Here is a 14633-nt window from a genome sequence, read left to right as displayed (position 1 = left end):
CAAGATATGAGGGGGGCCGCATCCTCACCCGCTGCCAGCACAGAGTCGTGCTCGCCTGTGCGGTCGAGGGGGCAGAGGCTGGCTCAGCGCTCGCCCCCGTGGTTCTGGTACCAGGCCAGCAACCAGATCTTCAGCTTGGTCAGGGCCATGGGCGGGGCATAGACGTAACCCTGGATCAGGTGCACGCCATGCTGGTCCAGATATTCCACCTGATCCTGGCGTTCGACCCCTTCGGCGATCATCTCCATGCCAGACTCGCGGCCAAAGGCGATGGTGGCATCCAGCACGCTGCGCTTGAGATCGTCTGTGCCTATGGTGTCGACGAACATCTTGTCGATCTTGATCTGGCGGATGCCGAGCCGCTGCAGGTAGGCGAAGCCGCCGTAACCGGTGCCGAAGTCATCCAGCTTGAAGTGGTAGCCCCGCTGCTGCAGGGCGCCGATCTCGGCGCTCGCCGTCTCGATGTCGGTGATGGGCTTGCGCTCGGTCAGCTCGAAGGTGAGCTGGGCGGGAGAGGGCCAGCCGTGGCGCAGCAGCAGGTTGCGCAGGTGCGGTTGCTCCAGGTGGGAGGCCACTATGTTGACGCTGACCCACTGGCCGGGGATGAGCTTGGGCAGGTCGGCGATGACTTTTTCCAGCAGCTGGCTGGTCATGGGCAGGATCAGCTCCTGCTCTTCTGCATAGTCGATGAAGGCCCCTGGCGGGATCAGGCCGCCGCCCCGCTGCCAGCGCAGCAGCGCCTCGAATCCCACCACCTGCTGGCTGCGGCTGTCCACCACGGGTTGGTAGAAGGGGACGAACTCCCGCCGCGCCAGCCCGGCCTGCAACAATCCCTTGAGAGAGCGCCGGTAGTTGCGCAGCCCCCAGTAGGCCGCGACCAGCAGGGCCCCGATGGCGGCGCCGCACCAGAGCCCGTAGTAGCGGGCCTGCTGCAGGGCGTACTGCTCGAGCGCCCGGCCGGCCCACAGGGTCTGCCGGATCTGCTCGTGGGGATCGAGAAAACTGAGGCTGAGGCTTTGACTGCCTGCCTCCTCCTTGATGGCGCTGTCGCCGCGGGGGAAGGTCGGGCTGGAGCCCCCCGGTTGCAGCTGGCTGAATTCGAGGTAGAAGCAGTTGGCGCAGGGATATTGCAGCAGGGCGTGGCTCCAGCTGTTGCTCAGCACCCAGTAGACTATGTTGCCGCCGCTGCGGTAGTAGGCGACTATCTCCTGTTCGGTGTTGAAGCGGGCCTGGGTGGCCGCGATCCCGAAAGCATCCTGATTGGGGTAGGGGGGCAGCTCGGCCAGGGTGAAGGGCAGATCCATCCCCAGGCTGGAGCAGCCGCCACCGGAGGCGAGCAGCAGCCCCTGAATGCGGATGTGTTCGTTGTAAAAACGGGGGGCCCGCAGCAACGCCATGTCCTGCTCGCCGCAGTCAAAATGGAACTGCACCAGCTGGTTGCGAATGCTCTCGTCCAGTACCTGATGGCGCTCCACCAGGGCGGCATTGATCTCCTCTTTCTTCTTCTGCAGCAGCTGGTGGGCCAGGGTGCCGCCGAGCAGCTGGCTGAGGGGCAGACTGGCCAGCAGCGGCAGGCAGAACAGCAACAGAGTGAGCCAGAGTGGGGAGATGGTTCGCAAGGGGCACCTGCCTGATGGGCGAATAGGATGCATATGAGTGGCATCATCATAGTGCATTAGCTGCATCGATTTGAGCGGAGGCGATCACACTTGTGTCGTAGATTTATAATCTGCTGATAAATAATGGTTTTATAAAATCGGCTGCTGAAGATTCAATCGCTGACCTGTCATAAATGACAATTGTCCAGCTTATCTGAAGTGGCTAGAGTAGCCGTGCGGTTTGACTCACCGTGTGTTCAATACTCCTGTATCTGTTTTTTTGTCAGTAGCACAGAGTGTTAGTTTTGATATGAGTGTTTCTTTTGGTCCCCTCTGCGGGACCATTTTTCTGCCTGTCATTCGGCCATGGCCCTGAGCCCTGCCTCCCTTTCTCTTCCTTGATCCTCTTTTTTGGCTGCCACCCTGTCCGGGGCTTGGTGTTCTCGCACCTGTTTGGGTATGCTCGCCCGCTTAATTCCAGAAGCGGGATCTTCGTCCATAGGCGCGCTTCAAGGTTGGCTGATACGATGAAGCCACATGGAAGTTGTCGGGCATACGGAAAGGTACATGAAACTGACCACCCAGCTTGTCTCGTTTATTACCCTGTGCGTCATCGCGGCCATGGCCATGGTGCTGCTTGGCGGGGTGTTCAGCTTTCGCGAGCTGGGCATGGAGCTGCAGCAGAAGAAGGTCAACTCCCTGGTGGAGATCATCGACAAGCAGCTGGAGATCGCCGACGATCATCAGGATCTCACCCGCTGGCTGCCGACCCTGCTGCGCTCGGCCCACGTGGTTGAGCTGGAGATCCGCCAGAACAAGCAGCGGATCTACTGGTTTCGCGACGTGCAGCAGCCGACCGACGAAAGCCTGCTGATCCCCTATCACCAGGCCATTCCCCATCAACCCGACATGCAGGCCGACTTCAAACTGGAGCGGCCGTTCAAGGAGTTCGAGTACTCCATCAAGGCCATGTCCGGCATTTCCCTCGGCATCTTCATCGTGGTGTTCGGCCTCTGGTACTCCATCCGCTGGCTGCGTTTGCAACTGCGCGGGGCCGAGCTGCTGGCGGAGCGGGCCCAGCTGATCCTGGACGGCAAGCTCACCAAGCTGGCCCACGATCCGGCCGACGAGTGGCCGCAGTCAGCCAGCCAGGCCCTCGATTATCTGCTGGCCGAGCTGGCGGATGCCCGCAAGGAGCGCAGCCGCTTCGACAACTTCATCCGCAGCAACGCCTTCGTCGACAAGCTGACCGGCATCGGCAACCGGCTGTTCTTCGACAACCGGCTGGAGAGCGCCATCATGGAGGCGAGCGTGATGAGTGGCGGCGTGCTGCTGATCGAGCTGGCCGGGCTGGAGGAGCTGGATCCCGAGCTGAACGGCCGCCAGAGCCAGGATCTGCTGATGGAGGCGAGCGCCTCCATTGCCGCCTTCGTGCGCAAGCACAGCGGTGCCCTGCAGGCTCGCTATGCCGGTCAGGTGTTTGCGGTGCTGCTGCCCAACATGTCGGAGAGCGAGATGGTGGATGCCGCCGGCCAGCTGCACAAGAGTCTGCAGCGGCTGCACTGGCCCGAGGCGGTCAATGCCGACACCGCCGTCTATCTGGGGGCGGTCTGCTATCAGGCCGAGGACTCCCTGCTCAAGGTGCAGGAGGAGGCGGAGCTGGCGCTCAAGAGCGCGCAGCTGCAGGGCCACACCGGCTGGTTCCTCTACGAGAAGCAGCTGGACGAGGAGCAGAGCAGCAAGGGCACGGTGCGCTGGCGCACCCTGATCGGCCGGCGCATCGAGGAGCACGGCATCGACTTCTACGTGCAGCCGGTGCAGCAGGAGCGGGATCAGGTGGTGCTGCAGCAGGATCTGCTGATCCGGATCCATGACGAGCAGGGGCGGGAGCTGCAGGCTGGCGTCTTCATGCCGATGGCGGAGAAGGCGGGGCTGCTGCTGCCGCTGGATCGGCTGGTGGCACAGCAGACCCTCACCCTGTTGCGTCAGCGCTCCGAGCAGAGCTGCCCCATCAGCCTGACTCTCTGCGCCCAGAGCCTGCTGCACCGGGAGTTCCAGCGCTGGCTGTTCTTCGATCTGTTCCAACTGCCGCGCAGTACCAACGAGCGGCTGATCCTGCAACTCTCCGAGGCCCAGGTGACCCGCCACTACGAGGCGCTCAAGCGGCCGCTGCGGGCACTGCGCATGCTGGGCTGCCAGCTGGCCATCGATCATGCCGGCCAGGACGTGGTGAGCACCCAGTACATCAAGGAGTTCGAGATCAACTTCCTCAAGCTGCACCCCAGCCTGGTGCGCGAGATCCACACCCGCCAGGTCAACCAGATGGCGGTACGCAGCCTGGTGGGGGGCTGTGCCAATACCCGCACCCGGGTTATCGCCGTGGGGGTGGAGAGCGGCGACGAGTGGAAGATGCTGCGCCACCTCGGGGTGCACGCCGGGCAGGGCCCCTGGTTCGCCGAGCCACAGCGGCTGGTGCTGGAACCGGCCGGCGCCTAACGGAGGCAAGAGAGGGTCGCTTGGGCGACCCTCTCTTTTTTTGTGGTCAAGAGCGGTGGTTCAGTGCCTGCGCCGCGCCCGACCGTCCATCACAGGCGCCCCTGCTCTCTCAGCCCCGCCAGCCCCTGCATGCCGCCGGTGTGGATGAAGACGATCTTGCTGCCGCGCGGGATGCGACCGGCCGCCAGTTCGCGAAACAGCCCCCACATCGCCTTGCCGCTGTAGATGGGCTCAAGTGGCAGACCAGTCTCGGCGCTGAAGGACTGCACCCACTGCCAGAGCGCCGGAGTGAATTTGGCATAGCCGCCGTCGTGGTGATCCAGCGCGATCCGCCAGCCGGGCGTGTCGGCGGCGGCCGGGTGGAGGCGGCGCACTTCGTTGGCGATGAAGCTGCCCCCCTTGAGCACGGCGATGGCGAGGATCTGTTCCGGATCCCGCTTGCCGGCGATGAGCCCGGCCAGGGTGCCGCCGCTGGCACAAGGCAACACCCAGAGATCCGGCGAGAAGGGCACCTCGTCGACCAGCTCGGCCACCCCGGGGATGGCCAGCGGGCTGCTGCCCCCCTCCGGCACTATCAGGGTCTCTTTATCCTGGAATTGGTCCAGCCAGGCGGGGTCCTGCCGCCGCCGGTAGCTCTGGCGGTCGACAAAAATGAGATCCATGCCCCAGCCTTTCGCCGCGCTCAGGGTAGCGTTGCTGACGGCCTCCGGTTCCCCGCGTATGATGCCGGTAGTACGCAGGCCAGATTGGCACCCGGCCGCCGCCAGGGCATGGATATGATTGGAGTAGGCGCCGCCAAACGAGAGCAGATGGCGCTTGCCTTGCTCCTCGGCATACCGCAGGTGGTACTTGAGCTTGCGCCACTTGTTGCCCGAGATGGCGGGGTGGATCAGATCGTCCCGTTTGCACCAGAGCTGGACATCATGGGCGTTCAACAGCGGGTGCGAGACAGCGTGCAGCGGCGAGGGCAGCAGGGCCGGTTGCAACGGCAACGACAAGCCGGATTGGGGCTGGGGTGGCAATGAGTAATCCGTCATTTATCTGGAGGCTAATGCTCTGTTTATGCTAAGGTTTAATCCATTTTTGGCGGCCAGGTGCGGGTTTCAATGAAACAACTTTTCAGACGTTCGACCCCGGGCGGACAGGTGGGACTCCTGCTGGCCGGCGATCGGATCATGCTGGCTTCGCTCGGCAACCCACCCATCTTCGCCACCCGTGCCATCAACGGCCCGCAAGAGTGGTCCCAGGCCATGGGCGAGCTGTTCAGCCGCCACGGCCTCGCCAAGTCTAAGGTGCGAGTCGCCCTCGCGGCCAGCCTTTATCAACAGGTCCAGATCGACAAGCCGGCGGTGCCCGATGCCGAAATGGCCGGCGCCCTGCCCTGGGCGGTCAAGGATTACGTCAACGAGCCCGTGCTGCAGCTCGCCATGGATTATGTGGACCTGCCCACCCCGCCCGCCGGCCGGCCGCGCATCAACGTGATCTGCGTGCCCAAGGCCCGGGTGCAGCAGCTGGCGGATGCGGTCAATCAGGTGGCGATCCTGGAGGCCATCGTCAGCGACGAGCTGGCGATGACCGCCCTCTACGAGCCGGATCAGACGGTGCGCATGCTGCTGTGGCAGCCAAAGGGGCAGGATCTGCAACTGCTGGTGTTCCATCAGGGGGGGCTCTGCTTCTCCCGTCAGCTGCGTGGTTTCACGGCCCTCGCCGGCGAGCACGAGCCGGAAGCCATGCTGCTCGACTCGCTGGCGCTGGAGATCCAGCGCTCCCTCGATTACCTGGCGGGCCAGCTCAAGCTGCCGGAGCTCGGCCAGATGCAGCTCGCCATCGCCTCGCCCTTCATCGGCACCCTGGTGCGTCACATGGAGCAGACCTTCGGCTTTGCCGTCTCCGCGATGGCCAACAAGGCGATCCTGTCTGGAGTCGAATATCTCTCGGCCTATGCTGCCGCCCTGGGAGGTGAGCAATGAGCGCGCTTACCATGTCGGCTGCCATGGCCAACAAGTCCGAATTACTGTCCGGCGTTGAATATCTATCGGTTTATGCAGCTGCTCTGGGGGAGGATGCCTGATGAAACGTCAGATCAACCTCTATGGCGCCGAGTTTCGGCCCAGACGGCAGTGGGCCAGCCTCAACCAGATGGCGCTGGTGTGGGGCGCTTGCGTGCTGGTGCTGCTGTGCGCCGCCGCCGTCATCGGCTGGCAGCAGCACGGGGTCGAGCGCGAGCTGGCCCAGCTGCGGGCTGAACTGGAGGTCAAACGCGGTGAGGCGCAGCGGCTGGATGCTGAGCTGGCCCGCCACCAGGCCGATGGCCTGCTGCAGCAACAGCTTGTCACCAGGCAGGAGGAGCTGACCGCCAAGCAGGGACTGATCACACAGCTGGGCAGCCTGGCGCTGCAAAAATCCAGGGGCTATGCCGGGCTGATGGCCGATCTCTCGCGGATCCGGGATCCGCAGCTCTCCTTGCAGCGGATCGAGATCGCCGACGGGCGTGTCAATCTGTCCGGTTTCGCCGGCCGCAGTCAGGACGTGCCGGCCTGGGTCAACCGTTTCAGGCAGACCCCCAGTCTGGCGGGCAAGCAGTTTGGTGAATTGACCTTGAGCCGCGACAAGGAGGGCCGGCTGGCCTTCCAGCTCAGCGGCATCGAACGGGAGAAGCCCTGATGAGCCTGAAAGCGCAGTGGCAGGCCTGGGCAGACAAGCTGGCCGCCCTCAGCCAGCGTGAGCGGGTGCTGATCATGCTGACCGGTGTGGTGCTGGTCGGCTCTATCGCCACCTATGGCTGGCTGGATGCCGCCGTCGTGCGGCTGGAACAGGATCGGCTGGCGCTGAGCTCTGCCCAGCGGGATCTGGAGATCATGGATCTCGAGAACCAGGGCAAGCAGGCCAGGCTGGCGCGGGATCCGGATCAAAACGTGCGCACCCAGCTGGCTGGCGTGGATGAGGAGATCGGCAAGCTGGATGCGGCGCTCAAGGCCCAGACGGTGGATCTGATCCAGGCCCACGAGATGCCGGAGGTGCTGGAGGCGCTGCTGTCGCGCTCCGCCAATCTGCACATGGTGGCGCTCACTTCGCTGGCGCCCGAGCCGCTGATGGCGGGCGAGCAGCGCATCAACCTGTTCAAGCACGGCATCCGCCTCAAGCTGGAGGGTGGCTATTTCGATGTCTACCAGTACCTCAAGGCGCTGGAGGCGCTGCCGCGCCACTTCTACTGGAAGCAGTTTGACTATCAGGTGCAGGAGCACCCCAAGGCCGTGGTGGAGATGGAGATCTACACCCTCAGCACCAGTAAGGAGTTCATTCGTGGCTAGATGGTTTCCCCTGTGGGCGTGTCTGTTCACCCTGCTGGCCCAGGCACAGACCGAGGTGTTGCAGGATCCCACCGCTCCCTTGAGCGGCGTCACCAGTGGCGCCAGTGCGACCGGTTCCCGCGAGGCTGGTCTACCCAGGCTGCAGAGCATCATGCTGGGCAACGGCCCGGCGCTGGCGGTGCTAAACGGCAGCAGCTATCGGGTCGGCCAGCAGGTCGAGGGCTATCGCGTGGTGGCCATCAGTGCAGATGCCGTGGTGCTGGAGAAGGGGGGCAAGCGCCAGTCGCTGACCCTGTTTGCCAGCAAGATCCGTATCTGAACGCGCTCCGTCCGGGATGGGCGGGGCCAGGTTTGTCGAGTTTAATTGCAAGTCAGGGCGCACTAATTACATGAAAAAACATCATATCTGCCTGATTTCCGTGGCCGTGCTGACGGCAGGCTGTACCAGCTACCGCCACCCAGAACCCGTGCAGGCCAAGGACGCGCTTCGGCATGCCATGACCGAGCAGAGCAAGGCTGGTGCATTGACCAGCGTACCCAAGTCGGTACAGAGCGAACTGCTGCAACTGAACCGCCCGCCCCAGGCCATCAGCATGCCGGAGCCCAGGCTGCGCATCGCCGCGCACGATGTGGATGCGGTGGAGTTTTTCGGCTCCCTGTTCAAGGGCTCCCGCTACAGCGTGGCTGTGCATCCCGGGGTGGCCGGCCAGATCTCGGTCGAGCTCAAGGACGTGACCCTGACCGAGGTGCTGGCGGTGGTGGGGGACATGTACGGCTTCGACGTGCAGCGCAAGGGCAACGTGTTTCACGTCTACCCGGCCGGGTTGCGTACCGAGACCATTCCGGTCAACTACCTGATGATGTCCCGACGCGGCCTCTCCCGTACCTCGGTCAGCACCGGCGGGGTGGCCTCTAACGACAGCAACAGTAGTAATAACAACAACTTCGATAACGCCAACGGCAATGCCAACAACAACACCAGCAATCGCTCCTCCAATGGCGGCTCGGGCAGTGACGGCAACGGCACCCGCATCGAGACCGACACCAACAGCGACTACTGGACCGATCTGCGCGATACCCTGCAGACCCTGGTCGGCAGCGGTGACGGTCGCGCCGTCATCACCAGCCCGCAGGCGGGCCTGGTCACCGTCCGGGCCTATCCGAAGGAGCTCAAGGCGGTACGCGAGTTCCTCAACCAGTCTGAGAGTCATCTCAAGCGCCAGGTGGTGCTGGAGGCGCGGATCCTGGAGGTGGCCCTCAGCGAAGGCTACGAGCAGGGGGTGGACTGGAGCGGATTGACGGCCAGCTGGGATGGCAACAAGGGTATTCCGACGGTGGCTCAGCCCATCCTGACTGCTCCGGGCAGCGACCCTGCGTACAAGCTGTTGAACGGTGCCGGTTCGCTGGGAACCAGCCTGGTGGGCGCAACAAACCCGATTTTCAAGGCAATTGGTGGCGGTGCCGGTTTTACCATCACGGATGGCAACTTCAACGTGGCGGTCAACCTGCTCAAGACCCAGGGGGATGTGAATACCCTCTCCAGCCCGCGGGTGACGGCGACCAACAACCAGAAGGCGGTGATCAAGGTGGGGACCGACGAGTATTTCGTCACCAACGCCTCCACCACGACCACCACCTCAGGGACAGCGGCACCGATAGTCACGCCCAATGTAGAGCTGACTCCCTTCTTCTCCGGCATCGCGCTGGATGTGACGCCGCAGATCGACGAAGAGGGCAAGGTGCTGCTGCATATCCACCCCTCCGTCATCGACACCGAAGAGCAGAAGAAAACCATCGATGTCGGCACGGCGGATCCCTTGGTTCTGCCGCTGGCCAGGAGTTCGATCCGCGAGTCCGATACCGTGGTGCAGGCCAACAATGGCGACATCATCGTCATCGGCGGCCTGATGAAGACCGACAAGCAGGAGATCGTCAGCAAGGTACCGCTGCTGGGGGACATTCCCTGGGTTGGCGAGGCCTTCACCAACCGGCGCGAAAGCACCAAGAAGGTGGAGCTGGTGATCCTGCTCAAACCGACCGTGGTGGAGAAGGACACTTGGCAGAACGAACTGCAGCGCTCCTCCGAACTGCTCGACAAATGGTATCCCCCCAAGGGGTGACGGCATGAACGCGTATCAGGCTCTGTCCCCTGGTCTGGTGCTGGCGGGTGGTCTGTTGCAGACCGCCCGGCCCTGGCGTGGGAGCTGACGACATGTACCTGAACCACTTCGGGTTGCAGGAGGCGCCCTTCGGCCTCACTCCCAACACCGGTTTCTATTACGGGCTGCCCCCGCACGAGGAGGCGCTGCAGGTGCTCAACTGGGCGCTGGCACAGGGGGAGGGCTTCATCAAGGTGACCGGCGAGGTCGGCACCGGCAAGACCCTGCTCTGCCGCAAGCTGCTGAGCGAACTGGGCTCGGAGGAGCGGCCGGTGCGTCTGGCCTGGCTGCCCAATCCCCATCTCAGCCCGGCCGAGCTGCGCATCGCCCTGGCGCTGGAGCTGGGACTGGCGGTGCGGGATCAGAGCGAGCTGGATCTGACCGACCGCATCCATCGCCACCTCATCAGCCTGCACCAGCAGGGGAGCCGGGTGGTGGTGCTGATCGACGAGGCGCAGGCGCTGCCGGACGAGACGCTGGAGGCGATCCGGCTGTTCGGCAACCTGGAGACCGAGTCGAGCAAGCTGCTGCAGATAGTGCTGTTTGGCCAGCCCGAGCTGGATAGCCGGCTGGCCAAGCCCCATCTGCGCCAGCTGCGCCAGCGGATCGGCTTCTCCTACTGCCTGCGGCCGCTGCGTTTCGATGAAACCCGGGCCTACCTGGAGCACAGATTGCAGATTTCCGGTTATCGCGGGGCCCCGCTGTTTGGCGGCCGGGCGCTGCGCCAGCTGTGGCGCGCCTCGCGCGGCATTCCGCGACTCATCAACATACTGGCCCAGAAGTGTCTGATGCTGGCCTATGGCCAGGGGGCGCGCCAGATCGACGGCCGGCTGGTGCGACTGGCCGTGCGCGACACCGATGACGCCCGCCGCTTCGTGCCGCGGCGCTGGTGGCCATTCGTGCTGCTGCTGGGCTGCGCCCTCGCCTATGGAGTCTGGCAATGAGCGTGATCAATCAGATGCTCAAGGATCTGGAACAGCGCCAGCAGGGGGGCGAGGGGGCCGTCTATGTGCCGCCCGTCCGCCAGCAGGGCTGGTGGATGTTGCTGCTGACCCTGATCTGCGGGCTGGCGCTCGGCATTCTGGGCTGGCGTACCTGGATTTACTGGCAGCAGAGCCAGCGGGTTGTCGAGGCCCGCCAGTTGCAGACGATCGGCGAGCCCACACCGGACGCTGTTGCCCACGCCGTGCCCGCCCCTGTGCCGGCCAGTGCAGAGCAGGAGCCGGTGGATCAGGTGGTGGCGCTGCCGACCCCGCGCCAGCTTGCCCCATCATCGGCCGTCGAGCCGAGACAGGCGCCGGCTGCGCAGGAAGAAGCTGTCGCCGACGAGGCAGACGTAGCTGCCGTCGACGAGGAGGGGCCGAGCGACGAGGAGCTGCAGCCCGACCTCTATGCCGAACTGGCGGCGGAGCAGGAGGCCCCCGCGGCCGCGCCGCGCAAGCCCGGCATCCTCAAGATAGAGACGGTCAACCTCTCCGAGGCCGAGCTGGCCACCCTGGCCGAGCGCAAGGCCACCACCGCCATGGCCAAGGGCCAGCTGCGCGATGCTCAGGACCACTACTATCAGGTGCTGGCCCACGATCCGCACAATCAGGGGGCGCGCGAGCAGTTGGCAGGTCTGCTCTACGGTGAGGGGCGGCTGAGCGAGGCGAGCCAGCTGCTGGAGGAGGGGCTCAGGCTCGATCCGGGGCAGGCGGATTTTCGGCTGCTGCTGGCGCGGCTCGCCATCAGTGGCGGTGATCAGCGCAAGGCGCTGGATTGGCTGACCGGCTACCGGCCCGATCTCGCCAGCAATCTGGACTATTACGCCACCTGGGCCGGGCTCAGCCAGGAGCTGGGCCAGCACACCGAGGCGGCGGATCTCTACGTGAAATTGTTGCGCCAGCAGCCGGATCAGGGCCGCTGGTGGCTCGGCCTCGGCGTGGCCGAAGATGGCCAGGGCCACAGCCAGCGGGCGCTGGACGCCTATCGCAATGCCCAGTTGCACGGCAACCTGGGCGAGGCCTCGACCAGCTGGCTTGAACAGCGTATTGCCCAGCTCGCCCCCTGACGGGCGGCCGGGATCACTTTTTTGGAGTTTGCATGGCACAACCCAGACTGAAAATGCGCCTCGGCGACCTGCTGGTACAAGAGCAGATCATCTCGGATGATCAGCTGCAGCTTGCCCTGCAGCAGCAGCGTCAGACCGGCCGCAAGCTGGGCACCACCCTGATCGATCTCGGCTTCATCAGCGAGGTGCAGCTGCTGCAGTTCCTCGCCCGCCAGCTGGACGTGCCCTTCTTCGATCTCAACAACCTCACCATAGATGCATCGGCGGTGCCGCTGCTGCCGGAAGTGCAGGCGCGCCGCTACCGGGCGCTGGCGGTCAACCTCACCGACAACAGGGTGACGGTGGCCATGTCGGATCCGGCGGACCTGAGCGCCCTTGACGCCATCGCCGCCTTGCTCAGTCCCCGCGAGATGGTGCTGGCGGTGGCCCGGGAAGGGCAGCTGCTGGAGTATTTCGACCGCCTCTATCGCCGCACCCGCGAAATAGAGAGCTTCGCCGAGCAGCTGCACGAGGAGTATCAGGACGCCGGCTTTGAGTTGGGCTCCAGCAATCTGGGGGCCGGCGACGAGGGGGAGGCGACGGTGGCCAAGCTGCTGCGCTCCCTGTTCGAGGATGCGGTGCAGGTGGGGGCTTCCGACATTCACATCGAGCCTGACGAGAAAGTGCTGCGCATTCGCCAGCGCATCGACGGCATCCTGCACGAGAACATCCTGAGCGAGGTGCGTATCGCCCAGGCGCTGGTACTGCGTCTCAAGCTGGTGGCCGGGCTCGACATCTCCGAGAAGCGGCTGCCGCAGGATGGCCGCTTCAACATGAAGGTGCGCGGCCGCGACGTGGATGTGCGGATGTCGACCATGCCGGTGCAGTACGGCGAATCCGTGGTGATGCGGCTGCTGGACCAATCCTCCGGCATCCTGTCGCTGACCGAGACCGGTATGCCGCCGGAGATCCTGACCCGCTTCCGGCGCCAGCTCAAGCGGCCCCACGGCATGATCCTGGTGACAGGGCCGACCGGCAGCGGCAAGACCACCACCCTCTACGGCGCCCTCTCCGAGCTCAACCAGGCCAGCCAGAAGATCATCACGGTGGAAGATCCGGTGGAATACCGGCTGCCCAGGGTCAATCAGGTGCAGGTCAATCCCAAGATCGGGCTCACCTTCTCCCACGTGCTGCGCTCCACCCTGCGCCAGGACCCGGACATATTGCTGGTGGGGGAGATGCGGGACAACGAAACCGTGGAGATCGGCCTGCGCGGCGCCATCACCGGCCACCTGGTGCTGACCACGCTGCACACCAACGACGCCGTCACCAGCGCCCTGCGCCTCATCGACATGGGGGCGCCCGGCTATCTGGTGGCGAGCGCGCTGCGGGCCGTGGTGGCCCAGCGGCTGGTGCGGCGGGTGTGCGAGCACTGTGTCGAGGAGAAGGCGCCGGACGAGGGTCAGGCCACCTGGCTGACCGTGCTCTCCGGCGAAGCGCCGGGGGCACACGTCTACCACAAGGGACGCGGCTGCCAGAGCTGCAACTTCACCGGCTACGCCGGCCGGATCGGGGTGTACGAGCTGCTGGAGCTGGATCAGCCCATGATGGATGCCCTGCGCCGCAACGATGCCGAGGGCTTCGCCAGGGCGGCGCGGGAGCACGAGCACTACCGACCCCTGGCGCTGACGGCGCTCGACTATGCCCGCCAGGGGATCACCTCGGTGGACGAGGTGCTGAGACTGGCCGAGGATCTGGGGTAAGTGATGACCAACTTCATCGGCCATGAACGGGGCCGGCTGGCGCGAGGCACACCATGAGCAGCTTTGCCTACAAGGGGCGCGACAGCCAGGGCAATGCCGTCAGCGGCGTGGTGGACGCGGCCAACGAGATGGCCGCGGCCGAGCAGCTGATGCGTCGCGGCGTGATGCCGACCGAGTTGAAACCCGGCAAGGCGAAGGCGGCCGCCCTCGACTGGTCCCTGTTGCTGGAGCGGGGCGTGCGGCTGGACGAGCTGGTGGTGTTCAGCCGCCAGATGTATGCCCTGACCCGGGCCGGCATCCCCATCCTGCGCGCCATCGCCGGGCTGGAGGAGAGTGCCCACAGCAAGCCGCTCAAGCGGGCGCTGCACGCGCTGGGGGAGGATCTGGGCAACGGCCGGCCGCTGTCGAGTTCGATGCAGGCACACCCCAGGGTGTTCAGCAGCCTGTTCGTGGCCATCATCCACGTGGGGGAGAACACGGGTCAGCTGGAAGAGGCGTTCTTGCAACTGGCCAACTATTTCGAGCTGGAGCTGGAAACCCGCAAGCGGATCAAGACCGCCATGCGCTACCCCAGCTTCGTGCTGATTGCCATCGGCATCGCCATGGTGATCCTCAACATCATGGTGATCCCGGTCTTCGCCGGCATGTTCGCCAAATTTGGCGTCGAGCTGCCGCTGGCGACCCGGATCCTGCTCGCTACCTCCCACTTCTTCGTGCACTACTGGTGGGTGATGCTCGGCGTGCTGCTGGCCATGGTGTTTGGCTGGCGGCACTGGGTCAGCACGGTCAAGGGCAAGCTGACCTGGCACAGATGGCAGCTCAAGTTGCCGATCGTCGGCACCATTATCGAGCGCTCCCTGCTGGCCCGCTTCGCCCGCAGCTTCTCCATGATGCTCAAGGCCGGGGTGCCGCTCAACACGGCACTGAGCCTGGTGGCCGACGCGGTGGACAACGCGCACATGGCGGGGCGGATCCGCGACATGCGGGCCGGCATCGAGCGGGGCGAGAGCCTGCTGCGTACCGCCGGGGCCAGCGGCCTGTTTACCCCGCTGGTGATGCAGATGATCGCGGTGGGGGAAGAGACCGGCCAGGTCGATGATCTGCTGCACGAGGCGGCCGAGTATTACGAACGGGAGGTGGATTATGACCTCAAGAGCCTCACCGCCCGGATCGAGCCGATCCTGATCGGGATCGTGGCGGTCATGGTATTGATCCTGGCGCTGGGTATCTTTACGCCGATGTGGGACATGATGCGGGCCGTGCGTGGCAAGTAACCG

At 64.7% G+C, this 14633-nt stretch carries 12 protein-coding genes; 10 read left to right on the top strand and 2 right to left on the bottom strand.

What is annotated here, in order from left to right; translation table 11 throughout:
• Nucleotides 1-83: 83 nt before the first annotated feature.
• A complete protein-coding gene (locus ACB031_RS17895; protein ID WP_195877834.1) occupies nt 84-1619 on the bottom strand; it encodes an EAL domain-containing protein in 1536 nt (511 codons plus the stop codon).
• A gap of 546 nt (nt 1620-2165) precedes the next feature.
• On the opposite strand from ACB031_RS17895, the gene ACB031_RS17890 reads away from it, so the two are divergent.
• Nucleotides 2166-4094 (top strand): RNase E specificity factor CsrD, encoded by a 1929-nt coding sequence (locus ACB031_RS17890; protein ID WP_005308066.1) that lies wholly within the window; start codon nt 2166-2168, stop codon nt 4092-4094.
• Between the two features lie 89 nt (nt 4095-4183).
• Here ACB031_RS17890 and ACB031_RS17885 read toward each other — a convergent pair whose 3' ends face one another.
• The gene (locus tag ACB031_RS17885) at nt 4184-5131 is read right to left on the bottom strand and encodes a 1-aminocyclopropane-1-carboxylate deaminase/D-cysteine desulfhydrase (protein ID WP_371140008.1); all 948 of its coding nucleotides are present in this window, start codon (nt 5129-5131) and stop codon (nt 4184-4186) included.
• 69 nt (nt 5132-5200) lie between these two features.
• Between ACB031_RS17885 and mshI the strand changes: the two genes are divergently transcribed.
• The 9 genes from mshI to mshG all read left to right on the top strand — a co-directional run bounded on the left by mshI (nt 5201) and on the right by mshG (nt 14630).
• Entirely contained in the window at nt 5201-6064 is an 864-nt protein-coding gene (mshI, locus tag ACB031_RS17880; protein WP_226009138.1) for an MSHA fimbrial biogenesis protein MshI, read from the top strand.
• A 100-nt stretch (nt 6065-6164) separates the two neighbouring features.
• Nucleotides 6165-6758, top strand: a complete 594-nt coding sequence (locus ACB031_RS17875; RefSeq protein WP_371140007.1) for a PilN domain-containing protein — start codon at nt 6165-6167, stop codon at nt 6756-6758.
• Nucleotides 6758-7405, top strand: a complete 648-nt coding sequence (locus ACB031_RS17870) for an MSHA biogenesis protein MshJ (protein WP_042005497.1) — start codon at nt 6758-6760, stop codon at nt 7403-7405. The genes ACB031_RS17875 and ACB031_RS17870 overlap by 1 nt, the downstream gene beginning before the upstream one ends.
• A complete protein-coding gene (locus ACB031_RS17865) occupies nt 7398-7724 on the top strand; it encodes an MSHA biogenesis protein MshK (RefSeq protein ID WP_005308073.1) in 327 nt (108 codons plus the stop codon). The genes ACB031_RS17870 and ACB031_RS17865 overlap by 8 nt, the downstream gene beginning before the upstream one ends.
• Nucleotides 7725-7794: 70 nt before the next feature.
• Entirely contained in the window at nt 7795-9525 is a 1731-nt protein-coding gene (mshL, locus tag ACB031_RS17860; RefSeq protein WP_371140006.1) for a pilus (MSHA type) biogenesis protein MshL, read from the top strand.
• 92 nt (nt 9526-9617) lie between these two features.
• Nucleotides 9618-10508: an MSHA fimbrial biogenesis protein MshM gene (gene mshM, locus ACB031_RS17855; protein WP_371140005.1), complete on the top strand. Its 891-nt coding sequence runs from the start codon at nt 9618-9620 to the stop codon at nt 10506-10508.
• On the top strand, nt 10505-11614 hold the full coding sequence (locus tag ACB031_RS17850; RefSeq protein WP_371140004.1) for a tetratricopeptide repeat protein: 1110 nt from the start codon (nt 10505-10507) through the stop codon (nt 11612-11614). The genes mshM and ACB031_RS17850 overlap by 4 nt, the downstream gene beginning before the upstream one ends.
• Nucleotides 11615-11646: 32 nt before the next feature.
• Nucleotides 11647-13356 (top strand): MSHA fimbrial ATPase MshE, encoded by a 1710-nt coding sequence (gene mshE, locus ACB031_RS17845; protein ID WP_017778493.1) that lies wholly within the window; start codon nt 11647-11649, stop codon nt 13354-13356.
• Nucleotides 13357-13409: 53 nt separating this feature from the next.
• Complete coding sequence (gene mshG, locus ACB031_RS17840; protein ID WP_010635376.1) at nt 13410-14630, top strand: MSHA fimbrial biogenesis protein MshG; 1221 nt, start codon at nt 13410-13412, stop codon at nt 14628-14630.
• Nucleotides 14631-14633: the final 3 nt, after the last annotated feature.

It is taken from the genome of Aeromonas sp. S8(2024) (assembly GCF_041403085.1).
GTDB lineage: Bacteria > Pseudomonadota > Gammaproteobacteria > Enterobacterales > Aeromonadaceae > Aeromonas > Aeromonas dhakensis.
This window is presented reverse-complemented; position numbering and strand designations above follow the sequence as displayed.

What these genes read in the sequence shown, in the direction of transcription:
- ACB031_RS17890 (WP_005308066.1), top strand. Translation starts at nt 2,166, where the DNA reads ATGAAACTGACCACCCAGCTTGTCTCGTTTATTACCCTGTGCGTCATC.
- ACB031_RS17885 (WP_371140008.1), bottom strand. Translation starts at nt 5,131, where the DNA reads ATGACGGATTACTCATTGCCACCCCAGCCCCAATCCGGCTTGTCGTTG.
- mshI (WP_226009138.1), top strand. Translation starts at nt 5,201, where the DNA reads ATGAAACAACTTTTCAGACGTTCGACCCCGGGCGGACAGGTGGGACTC.
- ACB031_RS17875 (WP_371140007.1), top strand. Translation starts at nt 6,165, where the DNA reads ATGAAACGTCAGATCAACCTCTATGGCGCCGAGTTTCGGCCCAGACGG.
- ACB031_RS17870 (WP_042005497.1), top strand. Translation starts at nt 6,758, where the DNA reads ATGAGCCTGAAAGCGCAGTGGCAGGCCTGGGCAGACAAGCTGGCCGCC.
- mshL (WP_371140006.1), top strand. Translation starts at nt 7,795, where the DNA reads ATGAAAAAACATCATATCTGCCTGATTTCCGTGGCCGTGCTGACGGCA.
- mshM (WP_371140005.1), top strand. Translation starts at nt 9,618, where the DNA reads ATGTACCTGAACCACTTCGGGTTGCAGGAGGCGCCCTTCGGCCTCACT.
- ACB031_RS17850 (WP_371140004.1), top strand. Translation starts at nt 10,505, where the DNA reads ATGAGCGTGATCAATCAGATGCTCAAGGATCTGGAACAGCGCCAGCAG.
- mshE (WP_017778493.1), top strand. Translation starts at nt 11,647, where the DNA reads ATGGCACAACCCAGACTGAAAATGCGCCTCGGCGACCTGCTGGTACAA.
- mshG (WP_010635376.1), top strand. Translation starts at nt 13,410, where the DNA reads ATGAGCAGCTTTGCCTACAAGGGGCGCGACAGCCAGGGCAATGCCGTC.